Origin of the sequence: Blautia schinkii (assembly GCF_013304825.1) — a bacterium.
GTDB classification, from domain to species: domain Bacteria; phylum Bacillota; class Clostridia; order Lachnospirales; family Lachnospiraceae; genus Blautia_A; species Blautia_A schinkii_B.
In genome coordinates this window covers 84,902-102,329 of record NZ_JAAWUO010000003.1, presented here as the reverse complement: position 1 = coordinate 102,329, position 17,428 = coordinate 84,902, and the positions used below count along the sequence as shown (strand labels likewise).

The window sequence follows — 17,428 nt, the reverse complement described above, 5'->3', positions numbered from 1 at the left end:
CACCCATCCTCAATACAATTCATCTACCAGTTTTTCAAGTTCTTCATTAAACTTTGCATTGTTACTGCTCATACCATGTCCCATGCCAGCAACAATCTGATCATAGTTCGTTATGATATCTCCCAATGTTTCAATATCTTCTACCGGGATAATCGTTCCCATTCTCTGAGCCACGTTTCTCGCAAACTCCACCTGATGATCGTTCACATGCTCATTGAACTGATGCTGACGCGGCACAACAATAGGAGTCTTACCTATCTGTAGTGGCATGATAAAACTTGCCGGGCCACCGTGAGTGATTACAATACGAGCATCGGCCACATTTTTCACCATCTGCTGATATGGAATCAGCTTACTCCACTGACAGTATTTCGGCTCATATGTACTAAAACCAGTCTGGATAATTACATCTTCGTTTATAATGCCGTCTTTCTTTAATTCATCTATTTTCTGAATCAGCCGATTAAATGGCTGCTCATGTGTTCCTACCGTCACAAAAATCATTTTCTCGTCCCCTACTTAGAATATGCTTCCAAGGTTAACCGCCTTTGGATAAACCTTTTTCTGTTCTTCCCACTGCACAACAAACTTGTCCACAATGGGATAAACCATCTTTCCTGTCATTGTCGGTTTATCAATTCGATCAAAAACCTCGATGTAGACCAACTTTGCACCCATCATTTTACCAATATAAAAAAACGGGACCGCAACTGCTGCACCACAGGAAATAATCAAATCTGGCTTTTCCTTGTGTAACACATTCCATGCAATCTTGGTATTCTTAATAAGAGCCTTTAGACTACGATTTGTCGGATAATAACAAGGATACATTTTTTCACCTTCGAGCAGGCTTCTTGCATCCTCCTTATCAAACGTAACCCAAAAATGATCCTTGTTTTTCCAAAATGGCTTTAACATATAAAGGTGGGTTAAATGACCGCCAGATGAACCCACCAAGCATACCTTTAAATTTTTATCATCTTTCATCTGACTATCTCCTCTAATCTTTTTTGGTCCTGCTTAATCTCTCTGGAAAATATCTCTCGTGTAAACTTTTTCTTTTACATCATCCAAGCACTTGTCATATCGGTTAGCAATGATAGCCTGGCTCTTTTTCTTGAACTCGTCCAAATCATTAACTACTACTGACCCAAAGAACTTCTCGCCATCTTTCAGTGTTGGCTCATAGATGATGACTGTTGCTCCTTTAGCTTTAATTCTCTTCATGACACCCTGGATAGAACTCTGACGGAAGTTGTCGCTATTGCTCTTCATGGTCAGACGGTAAACGCCGACAACAACTTCTTTCTCCTTGCTTTCGTCCCAGCTATCATTTGCCTCATAAGCACCAGCAATCTCCAGCACACGATCAGCGATGAAGTCTTTTCTTGTTCTATTGCTCTCAACAATAGCTTCAATCAAGTTTTCCGGTACGTCCGCATAGTTTGCCAGCAACTGCTTTGTATCTTTCGGCAAGCAGTAGCCACCGTAGCCAAAAGACGGATTGTTGTAATGAGTACCAATACGAGGATCAAGGCAAACACCGTTGATGATCTGCTGGGTGTTCAGTCCCTTCATCTCAGCATAGGTATCCAGCTCATTGAAGTAGCTGACACGCAGAGCCAGATAGGTGTTGGCAAACAGCTTAACTGCCTCAGCTTCAGTGAATCCCATAAACAACGTATCGATGTTTTCTTTAATAGCACCTTCCTGCAGGAGTTCTGCAAAAGTATGTGCAGACTTTACCAGTCGAGCATTCTCAACATCGGTGCCAACAATGATACGAGAAGGATAAAGGTTATCGTACAGAGCCTTGCTCTCTCTTAAAAATTCCGGACTAAAGATGATATTGTCACAGTGGAACTTCTCACGAACACTTGCAGTGTAACCAACAGGAATCGTACTCTTGATAACCATGATGGCTTCCGGATTGTATTCGATGACTAGTTTAATGACAGATTCTACCGCACTTGTGTCAAAAAAGTTCTTCTTGCTATCGTAGTTTGTTGGAGCCGCGATTACTACAAAATCGGCATCACTGTATGCTTCCTTTGCATCCAGCGTTGCCGTCAGATTCAGCTCTTTCTCTGTAAGATATTTTTCAATATACTCGTCCTGAATCGGAGACTTCTTATTGTTAATCAGCTCCACTTTCTCTGGGATGATATCCACAGCAGTCACCTTGTGGTGCTGAGATAACAGCGTAGCAATGGAAAGACCCACGTAACCAGTACCAGCCACAGCAATTTTTAAATCTTTAAACTCTCTCATTTCTCTATCCCTCTAATTCTTTTATTTATAAAACTCAGCGTACCACTCAGCGAAATTTCTTAATCCAGTCCGCAGACTTGTGCTCGGCTTGTATCCGAAGTCACGCTCTAGTGCGCTGGTATCTGCATAGGTCACAGGCACATCACCCGGCTGCATCGGAACAAGTTCCTTGTGTGCCTCGAAGTCATAATCTTCTGGCAGTACCTTTGCACGAACCAACTCCTCACTCAGAATCTGCACGAAGTCCAGCAGATTCTCCGGGTTCTGATTACCGATGTTGTAAACTGCATACGGCGGAATCGGCAGCCCGTCTTCACCATTTTTCTTGTCCGGTGCTTTCTTCATCACTCGGACAACGCCCTCCACGATGTCATCCACATAAGTAAAGTCACGCTTGCAGTTGCCATAGTTGAAGATCTTAATGGTTTCACCCTTTACCAGCTTGTTGGTAAAGCCGAAGTAGGCCATGTCAGGACGGCCAGCAGGACCATACACGGTGAAGAAGCGCAGACCAGTGGAAGGAATGTTGTAGAGTTTGGAGTATGCGTGTGCCATCAGCTCATTAGATTTCTTAGTGGCTGCATACAAAGACACAGGATTATCTACCTTGTCATCCGTGCTGTACGGAACCTTCTTGTTGGAACCGTAGACGGAGGAAGAAGAAGCATAAACCAAATGCTCTAGACTCTCGCAATGGCGGCATGCTTCAAGGATATTGAAAAAGCCGACCAAGTTAGATTCCACATAAGCATCCGGGTTGGTGATGGAGTAACGCACACCAGCCTGTGCAGCAAGGTTGACGACCACAGACGGCTTGTACTTCTCGAACAGCTCCGTGATCAGCTCCTTGTCGGCGATGTTGCCTTTGACAAAGGTAAATGTGGAATACTTGGCCAGCTCGTTCAGGCGGAACTCTTTGAGTGCCACGTCGTAGTAAGCATTCATGTTGTCGATGCCGATGACCGTAGCAGAAGGAGCCTCCTGATAAATTCGTTTCACAAGGTTGGAGCCTATGAAACCGGCTACACCTGTGACTAAAATCGTTTTATTATCTAAAGTAACTGTGCTCATATGTATTCCTCCATTTTTGTTAACTTCCTAATCTATGTACACATCTGCTCTTCACAGATGGTATTTCTTTTTCCTCTTACCGTTCACACAGCTAAGTGTTTTCTTATGCTGTCGTATCCAATTACTCCAGCAATCAAATCTTTTCTCGATATTTCGTCTATTTTCCTACATATCTTTATCCAGACAGGTTCACTCAACAAAATCAGTTGCATCTTTCACTACTTTTCACTGGCGTATATTTATGCAGAAATGCTTATATCTGTATGTATATTCATCTCCACCATAGACCATCAGACCTCAACTGATTTTGTTGAGTACACTCGTCTCTACGCTGCTATAACCGAAGTGTTGTTTTATACAGTCGACACCCGTATAACCTGCTATGACATTTTTTCTAAACGCTCTTTCAAACATCATGCCCATTACTACTGCAACGTGAAACATTCCAGTAACAATAGGCACGAATCTTCTTTATTTTTTCAGCTCTAATCCAGCCACAAAACCATCCCAGTTTTACTCATCTGTCAATGATTTCATAACTTCGAATACCCCACCCGAAGGGCAGTTCTTGGCGACGCCTTCGCAGGGCCGTCTGGCGGTATTCAGCCTTTAGAGGGTCGTCGATGGCGGCCTTCTTTCTACTGATTGCTCAGAATCTATATAAGGGCATTTCTGCCGCTTATGTCTTGATAAATCCGTTTTTGCGGAATGTTTCCCTGCTTCGAAGTCCTAAGTTTCGGGCTTCGTTCAGGTAACGATTTAGCTGGTGTCCGTTTTTACAGATGAAGATTTTTCCGGAACGAGTTCCTTCTGCACCGCAGATGGAACATATTTTGCCGGTTCCTTCTGCGCGGAGTTCCAGAACCAGGATTCCTTCTGCCCAGGCCTTGTACATGAGATAAGTACGGATTCTGGTGCTCAGATGAAAGGGTGAGTAATTTCCACTCTGGTACATGGCCATCCTGGAAAAATCTTTTCCATATACAGGAAGCACTATCAGATCTGCATTTTGTTCTTTACAAAAATCCACGATTTCACGGCTTGCTTTGTGAGCAAAATGCTCGTTCAAATGTTTCAGATACATATAATGTTTCTGATCTGCATGAGGAACATTATCGTTTTCTGTGAATTTCTGAGATTTCTCAAGCTTTTTCAGAGCCTGTTCTGCCCGATAGCGGTATGTGTTTCCACCTCTGCTGGCTTTTGCTGCCAGTTGCTTTCCCTGGACATCCTGTATGCTGCACATGGCAAAAATATCTGTATTTGTAAACTGCACACTACATATCCTGCTGCCTGTCTGTACGCGTTCTTTGGCTGTGCGTGCATCGGAATTTTCCTGTTTTACAGGAACATGAAGCATAAGGAGTTTTCCATTGTGACTGAGAGATGGTGACAGCACTGTGCCATTTACCGGAAAAGGACGCCCTTCCAATTGGCTGGAAATCCATTTCCATTTCTTTCCATCCCAGAGTTTCAGCTTTATAGATGTATCAGAAATATCTCTGTACATTCCTTTGAAAAAAGTAAGAGAAGCATCGATCTTTTCCGGAAAAACGATTTCTTTTTTCTGGTTTTCTCCAACTACAGCTGCGGATTTCACAGCAATTCCAGCTTTATTCATCGCGGATCTGCGGAAGTATACAGGCAGCTTACCGTGAGGTGGTGTATAGAGGGGTACTCTTCCATCCCGGCCTGATACTGTCAACAGTTCCAGTTCTCTCTGAATTGAAAGGAGGTTTTCTTTCCAGATATCTTGTCTTGTCTGGAGTATTTCGTAATAAAAATCCACTGTTTCCTGATACAGCTGCTCTGTTTTTGCAAGCATATCCTGCTCCGGACAAAAGAGACGCATGCGCCATGTTTTAATACTGTATCCTGTTTTCATGACATCTCTTCCTTTGCTTTTTTTCTTGAAGCTCGCCAGCAAGAAAATAAATTTAATAACTTATCTAATATTTCTATTTTTCGGTTGTCGCAATATATCCTCATAAGCGACAAAATCTCTTGAAATGCTTTTGATTAGCTGTTTGGGAATGTTGGAATTTAAAAATCTGACCACTAATAGACTGCGATTAGAAAAATAGAAATTCTTTTATAGACTTATTTTATAAGGAATTTTGAATATTAGATTTGACCATTTTTAGTGACCACTAATGGTACTAACACGATAAACAAAAGATCGTTTTTTATAGAAATTCTAAGATTTGACTGGTTTATTGACAATATTTATTTAGAAATATGATTCAAAAGTTACACTTTTGGTAGATTTTGCGGCATTTGCTCGTCTTGACAAGGTATAAGATGCGTGATATCCTTATTCAAGGTTAGTCGTATGCCTGTCGCTTATGAGGATATTAAGCGACTTTTTTTATATAAATGTCCAAAAGCGTCTCAGACAAAATCCGAGACGCTTTTTATATTGCAAATTTATATTTTATTCTACTGTAACACTCTTGGCCAGATTTCGCGGCTTATCTACGTCCAGTCCTTTGGCTACACTTACGTAGTAACCGAGGAGCTGAAGCGGAATGACTGCAAGGGATGTGGCAAAGTGTGGATCTGTTTTTGGGATGTATACTGTGAAGTCTGCTGTGTCTTCGGTGTTATAATTGCCAAATGTTGTCAGACCCATAAGATATGCTCCACGGCTCTTGCATTCTACCATGTTGCTGATCGTTTTTTCATAGAGGTCTGGCTGAGTCAGCACACCGATCACAAGGGTTCCATCCTCAATCAGGGAAATGGTTCCATGTTTCAGTTCTCCTGCTGCATAGGCTTCAGAATGGATATAGCTGATTTCTTTCATCTTCAGGCTGCCTTCCAGACTGATCGCATAATCTATTCCTCTTCCTACAAAGAAAGCATCTTTTACATTGGCCTGTTTGGCTGCAAACCACTGGATTCGTTCTTTGTCCTCCAGAATCTTGTGAATCTTATCCGGGAGTGTCTGAAGTTCGGTGATATAATTATCATATGCTTCTTCTGTGATAGTTCCGCGTACTTTTGCAAACTGAATCGCCAGTGCATAAGAGGCAATCAGCTGTGTACTGTATGCTTTGGTTGTTGCCACGGAAATCTCCGGTCCTGCCAGTGTATAGAACACATTATCTGCTTCACGGGCAATGGATGAGCCTACTACATTGACAATTCCCAGTGTGAGGATGCCTTTTTCCTTACATTTACGAAGTGCTGCAAGGCTATCTGCTGTCTCACCGGACTGACTGACGATCACTGCAAGACTGTTGGTGTTGAGAGCCATTTTGCGGTAGCGGAATTCAGATGCAAGCTCGACTCTTACCGGGATCTGGGCAAGGTCTTCCAATACATACTGAGCAGCCATTCCTACATGGTAAGCAGAACCGCAGGCAATGATGTATATCTGCTGGATCTTCTGAATGGTTTCTTCCCCCATGCCAACTTCTGTCAGATCGATCTTTCCATCTTTAAGTACGGAGTTCAGAGTATCCATTACTGCTTTCGGCTGTTCGTGGATCTCTTTCATCATGAAATGCTCATATCCCGCTTTCTCTGCTGCTTCTGCATCCCATTCGATGGTCTTCAGTTCTTTCTCGATCTCATCTCCATCCAGATTGTAGAATGTGATCTCGCCTTTTTTCACCCGCGCCATCTCCAGATTGCCGATATAATATACATTTCGGGTATATTTCAGAATCGCCGGTACATCAGATGCTACAAATGCCTCTCCATCTGCAACACCAAGAATCATAGGACTGTCTTTTCTGGCAACATAAATCTCTCCCGGATAATCCTTGAACATAATAGCAAGTGCGTAGGAACCGCGGATGCGAACCATTGAATGTGTAATAGCATCCACCGGTGTCCCTTCATATTTCTTATAATAGTAATCGATCAGTTTGACTGCTACTTCTGTGTCTGTTTCGGAATAGAAGGTATAACCTTTGTGTGTAAGTTTGTTTTTCAGTTCCTGATAATTCTCAATGATTCCATTGTGTACTGCTACAACGTTTCCATCGTCTGTCATATGAGGATGTGCATTGTTCTCAGATGGCTCACCATGAGTCGCCCATCTGGTATGACCAATTCCGCAGGTTCCTAATACGGATTCTCCGTTGTTTGTTTTTTCAGCGAGAACTTTTAATCTTCCCTTGGCTTTCAGAACTTCTGTTTCGCCATCGCCGTTTCGTACTGCGATTCCTGCTGAATCATATCCTCTGTATTCCAGTTTTGAAAGTCCATCTAAAAGGATCGGAGCAGCCTGGTGCTTACCTGTAAATCCTACAATTCCACACATATTGATTCTGTCCTTTCTTTCTATAAAAAAGTATTCTTCACAAAAATCCGGACTGCTACATTATATGCAACAGCCCGGTCGTAAGTTTCTGTTATTGCATGATAACCGTGTATAGTATAGCACGGGTTAGTTGTGATTGGCAATATTGTTTTTAGGCGCAATTATTCTCTTCTAATCATTGATTTCTATTTCATTATGTGGAAGATTTACACCTGTGAACAGTAAAGGTGGAAGATGTTTCGGTGTTTTCAGGTTCCTTATATAGTTTTCATCACCACTACTATATTCTTTTAGTATTTCATCAATCATTTGCTGTATCGTATGATCATCATTGAAATCATTTCTTAATTTTTTTAATATACCTAAAATCCACATCTGAATATTGTCGCCTTTTTTAGATGACAATGGTACACCTATTCTCCCGTTCAGAATTTCGTCTTTAAATGAGTTTATTGAACAAGTTGAAATTACTTCACCCGGTCCAAACACTCTATGACAAGTACGATATAGTTGCCCATTTAAATTTTGCAAACAGTTGAATTTAAAACTATAGTCCCTTGTCTTAGGAAGTCTTTTCTTATTTTCGATTATCCCATTTATACTTTTATATATATTTGGATTTTTGTAGTTCAACAATTCGGGGATTACATATAACATGTCTATTTCATTATTGTAATTATCTCTATAAAATATTCCATATGATGCTATACTCTTAAACAGATTTTGAGAATTAAGTATATTAAACGGAATACCATAATTACTCCATACCAATATTGGTTTATATTTCAAAAGCTCCCACTGATACAAATTCATACGCACATCCAGAAAATTTTTATACGGTATTGGCTTATATTTTGCCTGCATAATACTCATTTTTAATAATCCTGTCCATTTATCATATGTAAGAATGAGCAAATCTCCCAACTCTACCTTTTTTATTATCGGTTTAGAACCAGGAAGCATAGCAAACCTTTTCGGATCCAATTGATACTTTACATACATCTTTGCATGTGCCTCTTTCACAAAAACACTATGACTTGTTTGAGTATTTAATGCCCCTGCCATCTGCCTGAACAAAAAGACTTCATTTACTTTCTGATTTGTATTTTTTGCTGCATTATTAATATACTTTTTCAAACACGTTCCCCCTTCATTTATTCTGTACTTTTGCAGCTTTTCTGTTGTTTTTTAAGCCTATTTTAATTTTTGTTTTTTCCATTACAATCTTCTTCATCTTCATCAAACTTTTTTCTCAGATAACTCATAATAAGTCCCATTTGCAACGTTTGATAATTTTCTTTAATCATCCCGGCCATTGATTCACATAGTTCTTCTTTCAATCCCGTTTCATATGCTAAATCTTTTTTTATTATGTCAATAGTATATCGACTACGAATATAAAAATCCACTAATCCAGTGGATCTCACATGACTAAAGTCGCATGCTCCTCGGTCGCTTTAGGCGACAAGGCTAAATATCGACGGATACGCCTGTAACTTAGGATATGCGCAGTCATGCGCTTTAGACAACAATTAATTCCATAGTATTTCTTCATTTTTATTTTTTACAGAGATTTCGCTTTTAACTTCTAGACTCATTTTGTTATTCCAGAAATTCAATTTAGGTTTCATTTATTTTCGTCTTTTCCGCTATATCAACCTATAAAAGCTTTAGAACAACTGTATCTCCAAGGCTTTTTCTTTCTTAATTTATTTTCTCCATTTATACTTTTGTATCATAATCATACAATTTTGAAATAATCATATATCTATGCTTTTGAAGATTTGAAAGTTCTGTTTCTATACCTTTGTCAGCAAATTTTGCATTATTCCCAGCAGCCAAATAACAACTTTCTATTCCTTGTGTAATACCATCTTCTAATCGTTCTACTTCTTCTTTTAATTGTTTAAAAAGAGCTATATCAAATAATTTCGCATAACTCACAACACCATTTCTCAGTATATATATTTGGTGCTGTATTTTACCTATTATTTCTTTTATTTTCTTTTCATTTTCAGGTGTACACCCATTTATAAATTCTTCTGATGATCGTAAAAGTTGTTCCATTGTATCGAAACATTCCCCTGTAAGATCCAAACCACGACTTAGCAAAGTTTGTCTATACCAAAATTCTTTTTTTTCATCGTTAATACTCTTTTTGCCAGTTCTTCTTTCAAAAATAAAAATTCCACCAACAAAAATAAGATTAACTATACTTGTAATTGCCTGAATAACTGCTGCCGTATTTTGTGTCACTATGCATCACCTCTCTTAAATATCCTTTAGAGATTCATAAATTCCTTCATCAATATTATGTTGCAATTCCTCAGACAAGGCAGCTCCATCATCAAATTTAAATATATATTTTTTTCGAAATCCATCTTCCTTCAAATTTATTATGCTACTTTCAAATAATCCACCAAAAAAAGAAGAATTTATTGACCATGTATCCTTAGGCACAATTACTTCAATTTTCTGTTCTTGCGAATCCAGTTCATTTAATTTTAATTTTTTTCTCGCATCAATTCCTTTATCGCGTCCAGAAAAAATTTTAGAGCCATTACTTCTAAAGTTTAACAAATTTATTTTTTCCACTACGTAATACCTCCTACCGTTTACTTTCCATAATTTGTGTCAAATATTCTCTGTCAAAATAAAATTTCAATGAAATTACTGTTCCGGGGAAAAATGTATTTATATACTTTACATACCTGCCATCCGGCGGTTGAAAAATATCATTTTTATCATTAAATGCTATTATTCTCCGTTGTTCATTTCCAAGTTCTTTATCCTCAACCATTTGAGATTTCAATTTATAAGTTCCATCAAAACAAATATGTGTATGCCCAGATGTAATCGACATCAAAGGAGTTTTATTTTCATTTGTCTTACCAATTAACTGGAAATTATTAATCAAACGAACGGTTCCTGTTCCCCTCCGCCGATTTCCTTCTACTTTATCATCTTTTAGCCGACTAATTCCTTCTTGAAGCGAAAACAGTGTATAGAGCATTTCTTCTGTCCAGTTTTTATTATAAAACTTCTCATGCTCTTTGGAAAGAAATTCAAGCTTCTCTCTTGTTTTCGATGAAGTCGTCTTTTCTTTCAATTGTTCATATATTGTATTTCCAAAGTCAAAAATGACAAGCTGAACTTCTCCATAGCTATCTACTTGGACGTTTTGCTGATAATGCCCCAATGCAAACCATGTCGTCTGTTCCCCACCGTGTATTTCACAGTTATCCAGCACCTCACCAAACAAAGTTCCAAGAATATTTTTTCCCTTCCCATTCAATGTATATCCCTGTGTATTCATACATTCAATTATATATTCTGCCAACTTGGTTGCTGTAATATCCGAAATCTGTGAATAATGATATCCACTGATCAGCTTGAATCGTTTAATATTATGCCAATTCATTAATATTCCTGCATCCATATTCAAATCCATATGTGCAGCCAAACCACTTGCCATAAATACATCCTTAACTTTTCCCTCTGCAGGAATTGTTCCACTAAATTCAATATTCTTTTTATTTTTTCTATGGTATTCTTTAATAGCCAGAACAATCACGTCCATAATTGTACTTGCAGCAATTTCCAGACAATAGCATTCACTGTGGTCAATATGTATTTCCTTTATATCTAATCTAGAACCATAATAATATAATTTTTAGAGAAAAGCAATTGTTCCCTCTGGATTTTCAGAAATTGAAAATATAGATGGAACTTTTAGAACTTTTTTATAACCCAATTTTTTTCCTATGATTTTTTCTTTTCCAAATCCTTTTTCCCTGAGAAAATAAAAAACTCTGTTAGGATATATTTCCGCACCCTTTAGTGCTTTCAAATTTCTTCTGCGTTTATTTTTTCTTCTTCTGAGTATAATCCCCTTTTGACATTTACGGTCAGAGGCTCTGCGAAGCTTCTTTTTCCATTTACTTATCATTTGCTTCCCCTTTTCCTCAGATTTTTCAATTAATATTTTGCAAAACCGGACTGTTAATATTGTTATTTTAAACAGTCCGGTCAAATCAATACTTTATTTAATTACTACTTATTTCTTACAGTATCGCTCTCACAACTCTCGGCCTGCATCCTGCCTTCTCGAGTGCTGCTACGATCTGGTTCTTGTGATCTGTTCCGAATGCTTCCATAGTGATCCGAAGTTCTACGGCTGCATTTCTGTTTGTGCTTACAAACTGGTTGTGATCCAGTTTGATAACGTTGCCCTGGTTCTCGGCGATGACACTGGCTACGCGTACGAGTTCGCCTGGCTTGTCCGGGATAAGGACGGAAACGGTGAAGATTCGGTCACGCTGGATGAGGCCGTGCTGTACTACGGAGGACATGGTGATCACATCCATGTTTCCGCCGCTTAAGATGGAGACGATCTTCTTTTTCTTTACGTCCAGGTGGCGGAGTGCTGCTACAGTGAGAAGACCGGAGTTTTCTACGATCATCTTGTGGTTCTCTACCATGTCGAGGAACGCTACGATCAGCTCATCATCGTCAATGGTGATAATATCGTCCAGATTCTCCTGGATGTATGGGAAAATATTTTTTCCCGGAGTCTGTACTGCAGTACCATCTGCGATGGTGTTTACATGAGGAAGTGTTACGACCTCGCCTTTCTCCAGGGATGCTTTCATACATGCTGCGCCTGCCGGCTCAACACCGATAACTTTAATGTGCGGGTTGAGGAGCTTTGCAAGGGTGGATACACCGGTTGCAAGTCCGCCGCCGCCGATTGGAACAAGGATGTAATCTACAAGAGGAAGCTCCTGTACGATTTCCATGGCGATAGTTCCCTGTCCGGTTGCTACTGCCGGATCATCGAACGGATGGATGAAAGTATAGCCTTTTTCCTCTGCAAGCTGCAGTGCGTGTGCGCAGGCTTCATCGTATACATCTCCGTGAAGGATAACTTCTGCTCCGTAGCTTTTGGTGCGCTCTACTTTGATCAGAGGTGTGGTAGTCGGCATAACGATGACTGCTTTTACTCCGTATTTATGTGCTGCATAGGCAACGCCCTGTGCATGGTTTCCTGCGGATGCTGTGATCAGTCCTTTGTTTCTCTCTTCATCAGAAAGTGTGCTGATCTTATAGTATGCGCCACGTACCTTGTAAGCACCTGTTCTCTGCATGTTCTCCGGTTTCAGGTAAACTTTATTGCCTGTCATGTCAGAGAAATAGCTGCTGTATATCAGCTTTGTTTCCTGTGTCACTTCTTTTACTTTTGCTGCCGCTTCTTCAAAGCTTTCTAATGTAAGCATCTGTATATTTAGCTCCTTTCTTCTACGTCAAAGAGGGCGTTTACAAATGCGTCTGCGTCGAATTTCTGCAGGTCATCGATACTCTCGCCTACTCCGATGTATTTTACTGGTATGTCAAGCTCAGACTGGATCGCTACTGCAATTCCGCCTTTCGCTGTACCATCAAGTTTGGTAAGAATGATTCCGGTTACGTTGGCTACCTCTGCAAACTGTCTTGCCTGGGAAAGTGCGTTCTGGCCTGTGGTTCCGTCAAGAACTACAAGCGTTTCCAGATACGCTTCCGGGTATTCTCGTTCCAGAATACGGTAAATTTTGCGGAGCTCTTCCATAAGATTCTTCTTATTGTGAAGTCTTCCTGCTGTATCGCAGATCAGAACGTCTGCATTTCTGGCTTTTGCCGCTGCCACTGCATCATAGACAACAGATGCCGGATCTGCGCCGTCCTGGCCGCCGATGATCTCAACCCCCGCACGGTTAGCCCACTGTGTCAGCTGCTCGCCTGCTGCTGCACGGAAAGTATCCGCTGCTCCGAGGATAACTTTCTTGCCCTGGTCTTTCAGCTTGCCGGCCAGTTTGCCTACGGATGTAGTCTTACCTACACCATTGACACCGATCACCAGGATCACGGATTTACGGTTCTCAAACTCATACTCTGTACTCTCCACCTGCATCTGTTTCTTTATGCTGTCGATCAGAAGCTGCTTGCACTGAGACGGCTCCTTAATGTGCTGCTCAGCTACCTGCTCCTTCAAATGCTCCAGAATGGAGGTGGTAGCATTAATACCGATATCTCCCATGATCAGGATTTCTTCCAGCTCTTCATAAAAATCATCATCAATGCTGGAAAAGCCGCTGAAAATGGAATCAAAACCGGCAACAATATTGTCTCGCGTTTTAGTAAGTCCGCTTACCAGACGTTTAAAAAATCCTTTTTTTTCTTCTGCCATACTGATTCATCCCTTCTGCTACTGGGTAAGCTGGTTCTCTACCAGGTCAACAGATACCAGCGTTGATACCCCTTTTTCCTGCATGGTAATTCCATAAAGCCTGTCTGCTGCATTCATGGTACCACGTCTATGTGTTATTATAATAAATTGTGTGTTTTTCGTCAACTTCTGTAAATATCCTGCAAAACGTCCTACATTGGAATCATCCAGGGCTGCCTCGATCTCATCCAGAAGGCAGAACGGTGAAGGCTTCAGATTCTGGATGGCAAAAAGAAGCGCGATAGCTGTGAGTGCTTTTTCACCACCTGAAAGCTGCATCATGTTCTGGAGCTTCTTGCCTGGAGGCTGGGAAATGATCCTGATGCCTGCTTCCAGAATATCTTCATCTTCTGCAAGCTCCAATGTTCCTCGACCTCCGCCGAAAAGCTCCTTGAATGCCTTATCAAATTCCTTCTGGATCTCTCCGAATTTCTCACTGAACTGTTTACGCATTCCCTCATCAAGTTCCTGAATGATCTGCTCCAGGGTTTTCTCTGCTTCCAGAAGATCATTATACTGGCCGTTCAGGAAGGTGTGGCGTTCCAGAAGTTCCCTGTAATCCTCAATGGCATTGACATTAACGGAACCAAGAGCGCGGATCTCATCTTTTAATTTATGGATCTGCTGCTTCATCACATGGCGGTCGTTCATCTCTTCCTTACGGTATGTAAGAGCATTGTTCGGAGTGATCTCATATTCTTCCCACATATATGTGATACGGGCCTCCCGGTTCTCTTCGATCTTCTCTGCCTGAGTTTTCAGACGGAAGCATTCTTTATCCAGAAGACTGATCTGGTTGGAAAGCTCATCCCGTTTTTCGAAAAATTCTTTATGGCTCTTTGTGCTTTCTTCCTTTTTCTGCTGCATTTTTGCGAGCTGTTTGTTCTCAGCTTCTTCTTTTGCGGCAAAACCTTCAATCTCTTTACGGACGTTTTCGATGGTCTTTCTCTTTTCAGCTGTTTCCTGGCTTCCTATTTCCAGAGAATCCAAGATCTCTTCTCTTTCCTGGGAAAGAACTTCGATTTCTTCTTTCAGTCGCCTTATATTCTCTTTGACAAAGCTTTCTTTCTGCTGGGCTGCAGATGAGTCCAGACGGATCTTTTCCAGTTTTTCCGATGCTTCAGCTTCGTCTTTCTTCCAGTCTTCCAGCTCTTTCTGGCGGGTCTCGATGAAAGTTTCCAGCTCTTCCTCATCTTTTTTGGAGTCTTCCAGTTCCTGGGTGATACGGGCGTTATCTGCCTGCATATCTTTTGTCTGGATGCGAATCTCTTCCTGTTCTCTCTCGATCCTGGCGTATCCGCCGCGGATCTCCTCCGCTTTTTTCTCCAGCTGTTCAATGTTCATTCTGGCTGTATTCTGCTGAATGGACTGTTCCCGCAGTTTCTGCTGCAGGGATGCAACGGTATCACGCATCTCATTACGCTTCGTTCGGTTCTCCTCGAGGGATTGGCGGATGGCATTGTACTGTGCTGCCAGCTCTTTTACCTTTTTTTCAAGCTCTTCAATCTCACGACGACGGCCAAGAAGGTTGCTGTTGTTCTTAAACGCACCACCTGTCATAGAACCGCCTGGGCTTAGGGATTCACCTTCCAAAGTTACCATACGGATGCTGTGGCGGTATTTTCTGGCAATGGCAATGGCATGATCGATGTTATCCACTACAAGCACTCTGCCAAGAAGATATCCGATCAGTCCTGCGTATTCCCGGTCAGCTGTTACCAGACCACTTGCAAGACCAATGGCTCCGGGCTCGTTTAAGGCACCTCTCTGGTTAAAATCCCCTCTTGCAGAAATGCTGTTCAAAGGAAGGAAGGTTGCACGGCCATAACGGTTTTTCTTCAGGAATTCGATCATCTGCTTGGCTGTCTGCTCATTGTCTGTAACAATGTTCTGGATGCTGCCGCCAAGTGCTGTCTCAATGGCAATCTCGTAATTTTTCTCTACGTGGATGATATCTGCCACAACTCCGCGGATACCCGGCACTTGATCCTTCTGTTCCATGACACGACGGATACTGTTTCCGTAGCCATCGTAGCGTTCTGTGATATTTCGCAGAGATTCCAGCCTGGATGCTTCTCTGTGGTATGCAGTCTGTCCTGCTTCCAGCTGTGTGCTCTGCTGCTTCATGCTCTCCTGGATTTCGCGTATCTCCTTTGTGAGACGGCTGCCTTCCTGATTGGTTGCTGCAATGGCCTCTGTGATGGCATCGTACTCTGCTTTCGCCTCATTGATAGCTGACTGCTGTTCCTCTTCCTGGGTTTTCAAAGAAAGAATCCTCTGGCTGATCCCTGCCTTACGGATATCCAGCTGTTCCATCATTGCATCAAAACGCTGCGCCTTACCTTTTGTGTTGGCACGGGAATTCAGAATCTCGATGATCTCATTTTTTCCATCCTCAACAGCCTGAGTACATTCTTCGATATTGCTCTGGATATTTTCCAGTTTATCCTGCTCTTCTTTCAGCTTTTGGCTGGTCTCTTTAAGGCCGCTCTGTAAATCTGCCTTCTGCTCATCCAGTGCCTCTTTATCTGCTGTTTTTTTCTTCGTATCTTCCTGAATGGTGGAAAGACGGCTTCGGTAATGGCTGTCATTCTGCTCTCCTGCAAGGATCTGCTCATGGAGAACGTTTATCTCGCCTTCCAGCTGCTGCCTGCGGATGGCCCGGTCACGGCTGGCTTCCCTGAGAGCATCCATATGCTCATTAAGTTCTTCCAGGGATTTTTCCAGACGTTCATATTCATCCCTGGTGCGGCTGTGGGCATCCTGAGCTTCTTTTAACTGCCCCTCGGCAATCCTGGTCTTTTCTTCCAGTTCTTTAAGCAACTTGCCTGTATGTTCATATTCCAGAAGGAACATGTTTACATCCAGCTCTTTTAAGGTTTCTCTTTTTGCCAGATAGATCTTTGCTGTTTCAGACTGGCGTTCCAGTGGTTCCAGCTGTTTGGTAAGCTCGCTTAAGATATCTGTGACACGGACAAGGTTCTGCTGCTCTTCTTCCAGCTTTTTCAGAGTTGTGTTCTTTCGCCTTTTGAACTTGACGATTCCTGCTGCCTCGTCAAAAAGCTCACGGCGTTCTTCAGGCTTTCCGCTCAGGATCTTATCGATCTGACCCTGACCGATGATAGAATAGCCCTCTTTTCCGATACCGGTATCGTAGAACATCTCGTTGATGTCCTTCAGCCTGCAGGAGCTTCCATTGATGCGGTACTCACTCTCCCCAGAGCGATAAAGCCTTCTGGTGACAGTCACTTCTTCAAAATCCACAGGAAGCTTGTGGTCACTGTTATCCAACGTGATTGCCACAGATGCGAAGCTTAAAGGTTTTCGGAGTTCTGTTCCGGAAAAAATAACATCCTGCATGTTTCCGCCACGGAGCTGTTTGGCACTCTGCTCTCCAAGAACCCAGCGGACTGCATCGCCAACATTGCTCTTTCCGCTTCCGTTAGGGCCTACAATACCGGTGATTCCATTATGAAATTCAAAATTGATCTTCTGTGCAAAGGACTTAAATCCCTGCACCTCTATATTTTTTAGATACATTGGCCACCTGC

Annotated in this window: 15 protein-coding genes; all 15 read right to left on the bottom strand. The window is 41.6% G+C overall.

Annotation, left to right across the window (positions count from 1 at the left end):
- Positions 1 to 9: 9 nt before the first annotated feature.
- A complete protein-coding gene (locus tag HFM85_RS03250; RefSeq protein ID WP_054751124.1) occupies positions 10 to 504 on the bottom strand; it encodes a glycosyltransferase in 495 nt (164 codons plus the stop codon).
- Between the two features lie 15 nt (positions 505 to 519).
- Complete coding sequence (gene pssD, locus HFM85_RS03245) at positions 520 to 987, bottom strand: PssD/Cps14F family polysaccharide biosynthesis glycosyltransferase (RefSeq protein ID WP_173737067.1); 468 nt, start codon at positions 985 to 987, stop codon at positions 520 to 522.
- A 33-nt stretch (positions 988 to 1,020) separates the two neighbouring features.
- On the bottom strand, positions 1,021 to 2,271 hold the full coding sequence (locus HFM85_RS03240) for a nucleotide sugar dehydrogenase (RefSeq protein WP_173737068.1): 1,251 nt from the start codon (positions 2,269 to 2,271) through the stop codon (positions 1,021 to 1,023).
- A 21-nt stretch (positions 2,272 to 2,292) separates the two neighbouring features.
- Positions 2,293 to 3,342 carry an NAD-dependent epimerase/dehydratase family protein gene (locus HFM85_RS03235; protein WP_173737069.1) on the bottom strand — a complete coding sequence of 350 codons (1,050 nt, stop codon included), beginning with the start codon at positions 3,340 to 3,342 and terminating at the stop codon, positions 2,293 to 2,295.
- 679 nt (positions 3,343 to 4,021) lie between these two features.
- Entirely contained in the window at positions 4,022 to 5,227 is a 1,206-nt protein-coding gene (locus tag HFM85_RS03230; RefSeq protein ID WP_173737070.1) for a zinc ribbon domain-containing protein, read from the bottom strand.
- A gap of 549 nt (positions 5,228 to 5,776) precedes the next feature.
- Entirely contained in the window at positions 5,777 to 7,615 is a 1,839-nt protein-coding gene (glmS, locus tag HFM85_RS03225; protein WP_173737071.1) for a glutamine--fructose-6-phosphate transaminase (isomerizing), read from the bottom strand.
- Positions 7,616 to 7,786: 171 nt separating this feature from the next.
- Complete coding sequence (locus HFM85_RS03220) at positions 7,787 to 8,752, bottom strand: hypothetical protein (RefSeq protein WP_173737072.1); 966 nt, start codon at positions 8,750 to 8,752, stop codon at positions 7,787 to 7,789.
- Positions 8,753 to 8,814: 62 nt separating this feature from the next.
- Positions 8,815 to 9,024, bottom strand: coding sequence for a hypothetical protein (locus tag HFM85_RS03215; RefSeq protein WP_173737073.1), 210 nt, complete (start codon positions 9,022 to 9,024; stop codon positions 8,815 to 8,817).
- A 313-nt stretch (positions 9,025 to 9,337) separates the two neighbouring features.
- Entirely contained in the window at positions 9,338 to 9,871 is a 534-nt protein-coding gene (locus HFM85_RS03210) for a hypothetical protein (protein ID WP_173737074.1), read from the bottom strand.
- 15 nt (positions 9,872 to 9,886) lie between these two features.
- Positions 9,887 to 10,210, bottom strand: coding sequence for a hypothetical protein (locus HFM85_RS03205; RefSeq protein ID WP_148447139.1), 324 nt, complete (start codon positions 10,208 to 10,210; stop codon positions 9,887 to 9,889).
- A 13-nt stretch (positions 10,211 to 10,223) separates the two neighbouring features.
- On the bottom strand, positions 10,224 to 11,195 hold the full coding sequence (locus tag HFM85_RS03200) for a hypothetical protein (RefSeq protein WP_173737075.1): 972 nt from the start codon (positions 11,193 to 11,195) through the stop codon (positions 10,224 to 10,226).
- Positions 11,196 to 11,288: 93 nt separating this feature from the next.
- Positions 11,289 to 11,564: a hypothetical protein gene (locus HFM85_RS03195; protein ID WP_173737076.1), complete on the bottom strand. Its 276-nt coding sequence runs from the start codon at positions 11,562 to 11,564 to the stop codon at positions 11,289 to 11,291.
- Between the two features lie 115 nt (positions 11,565 to 11,679).
- A complete protein-coding gene (gene ilvA / locus HFM85_RS03190) occupies positions 11,680 to 12,891 on the bottom strand; it encodes a threonine ammonia-lyase (RefSeq protein ID WP_173737077.1) in 1,212 nt (403 codons plus the stop codon).
- Positions 12,892 to 12,899: 8 nt separating this feature from the next.
- Positions 12,900 to 13,838, bottom strand: coding sequence for a signal recognition particle-docking protein FtsY (gene ftsY / locus HFM85_RS03185; RefSeq protein WP_118062468.1), 939 nt, complete (start codon positions 13,836 to 13,838; stop codon positions 12,900 to 12,902).
- An 18-nt stretch (positions 13,839 to 13,856) separates the two neighbouring features.
- Positions 13,857 to 17,417, bottom strand: coding sequence for a chromosome segregation protein SMC (smc, locus tag HFM85_RS03180; protein WP_173737078.1), 3,561 nt, complete (start codon positions 17,415 to 17,417; stop codon positions 13,857 to 13,859).
- Between the last annotated feature and the right edge of the window lie 11 nt (positions 17,418 to 17,428).

Coding starts and splice junctions, on each gene's coding strand:
- HFM85_RS03250 (WP_054751124.1), bottom strand. CDS start 504: ATGATTTTTGTGACGGTAGGAACACATGAGCAGCCATTTAATCGGCTG.
- pssD (WP_173737067.1), bottom strand. CDS start 987: ATGAAAGATGATAAAAATTTAAAGGTATGCTTGGTGGGTTCATCTGGC.
- HFM85_RS03240 (WP_173737068.1), bottom strand. CDS start 2,271: ATGAGAGAGTTTAAAGATTTAAAAATTGCTGTGGCTGGTACTGGTTAC.
- HFM85_RS03235 (WP_173737069.1), bottom strand. CDS start 3,342: ATGAGCACAGTTACTTTAGATAATAAAACGATTTTAGTCACAGGTGTA.
- HFM85_RS03230 (WP_173737070.1), bottom strand. CDS start 5,227: ATGAAAACAGGATACAGTATTAAAACATGGCGCATGCGTCTCTTTTGT.
- glmS (WP_173737071.1), bottom strand. CDS start 7,615: ATGTGTGGAATTGTAGGATTTACAGGTAAGCACCAGGCTGCTCCGATC.
- HFM85_RS03200 (WP_173737075.1), bottom strand. CDS start 11,195: ATGGACGTGATTGTTCTGGCTATTAAAGAATACCATAGAAAAAATAAA.
- HFM85_RS03195 (WP_173737076.1), bottom strand. CDS start 11,564: ATGATAAGTAAATGGAAAAAGAAGCTTCGCAGAGCCTCTGACCGTAAA.
- ilvA (WP_173737077.1), bottom strand. CDS start 12,891: ATGCTTACATTAGAAAGCTTTGAAGAAGCGGCAGCAAAAGTAAAAGAA.
- ftsY (WP_118062468.1), bottom strand. CDS start 13,838: ATGGCAGAAGAAAAAAAAGGATTTTTTAAACGTCTGGTAAGCGGACTT.
- smc (WP_173737078.1), bottom strand. CDS start 17,417: ATGTATCTAAAAAATATAGAGGTGCAGGGATTTAAGTCCTTTGCACAG.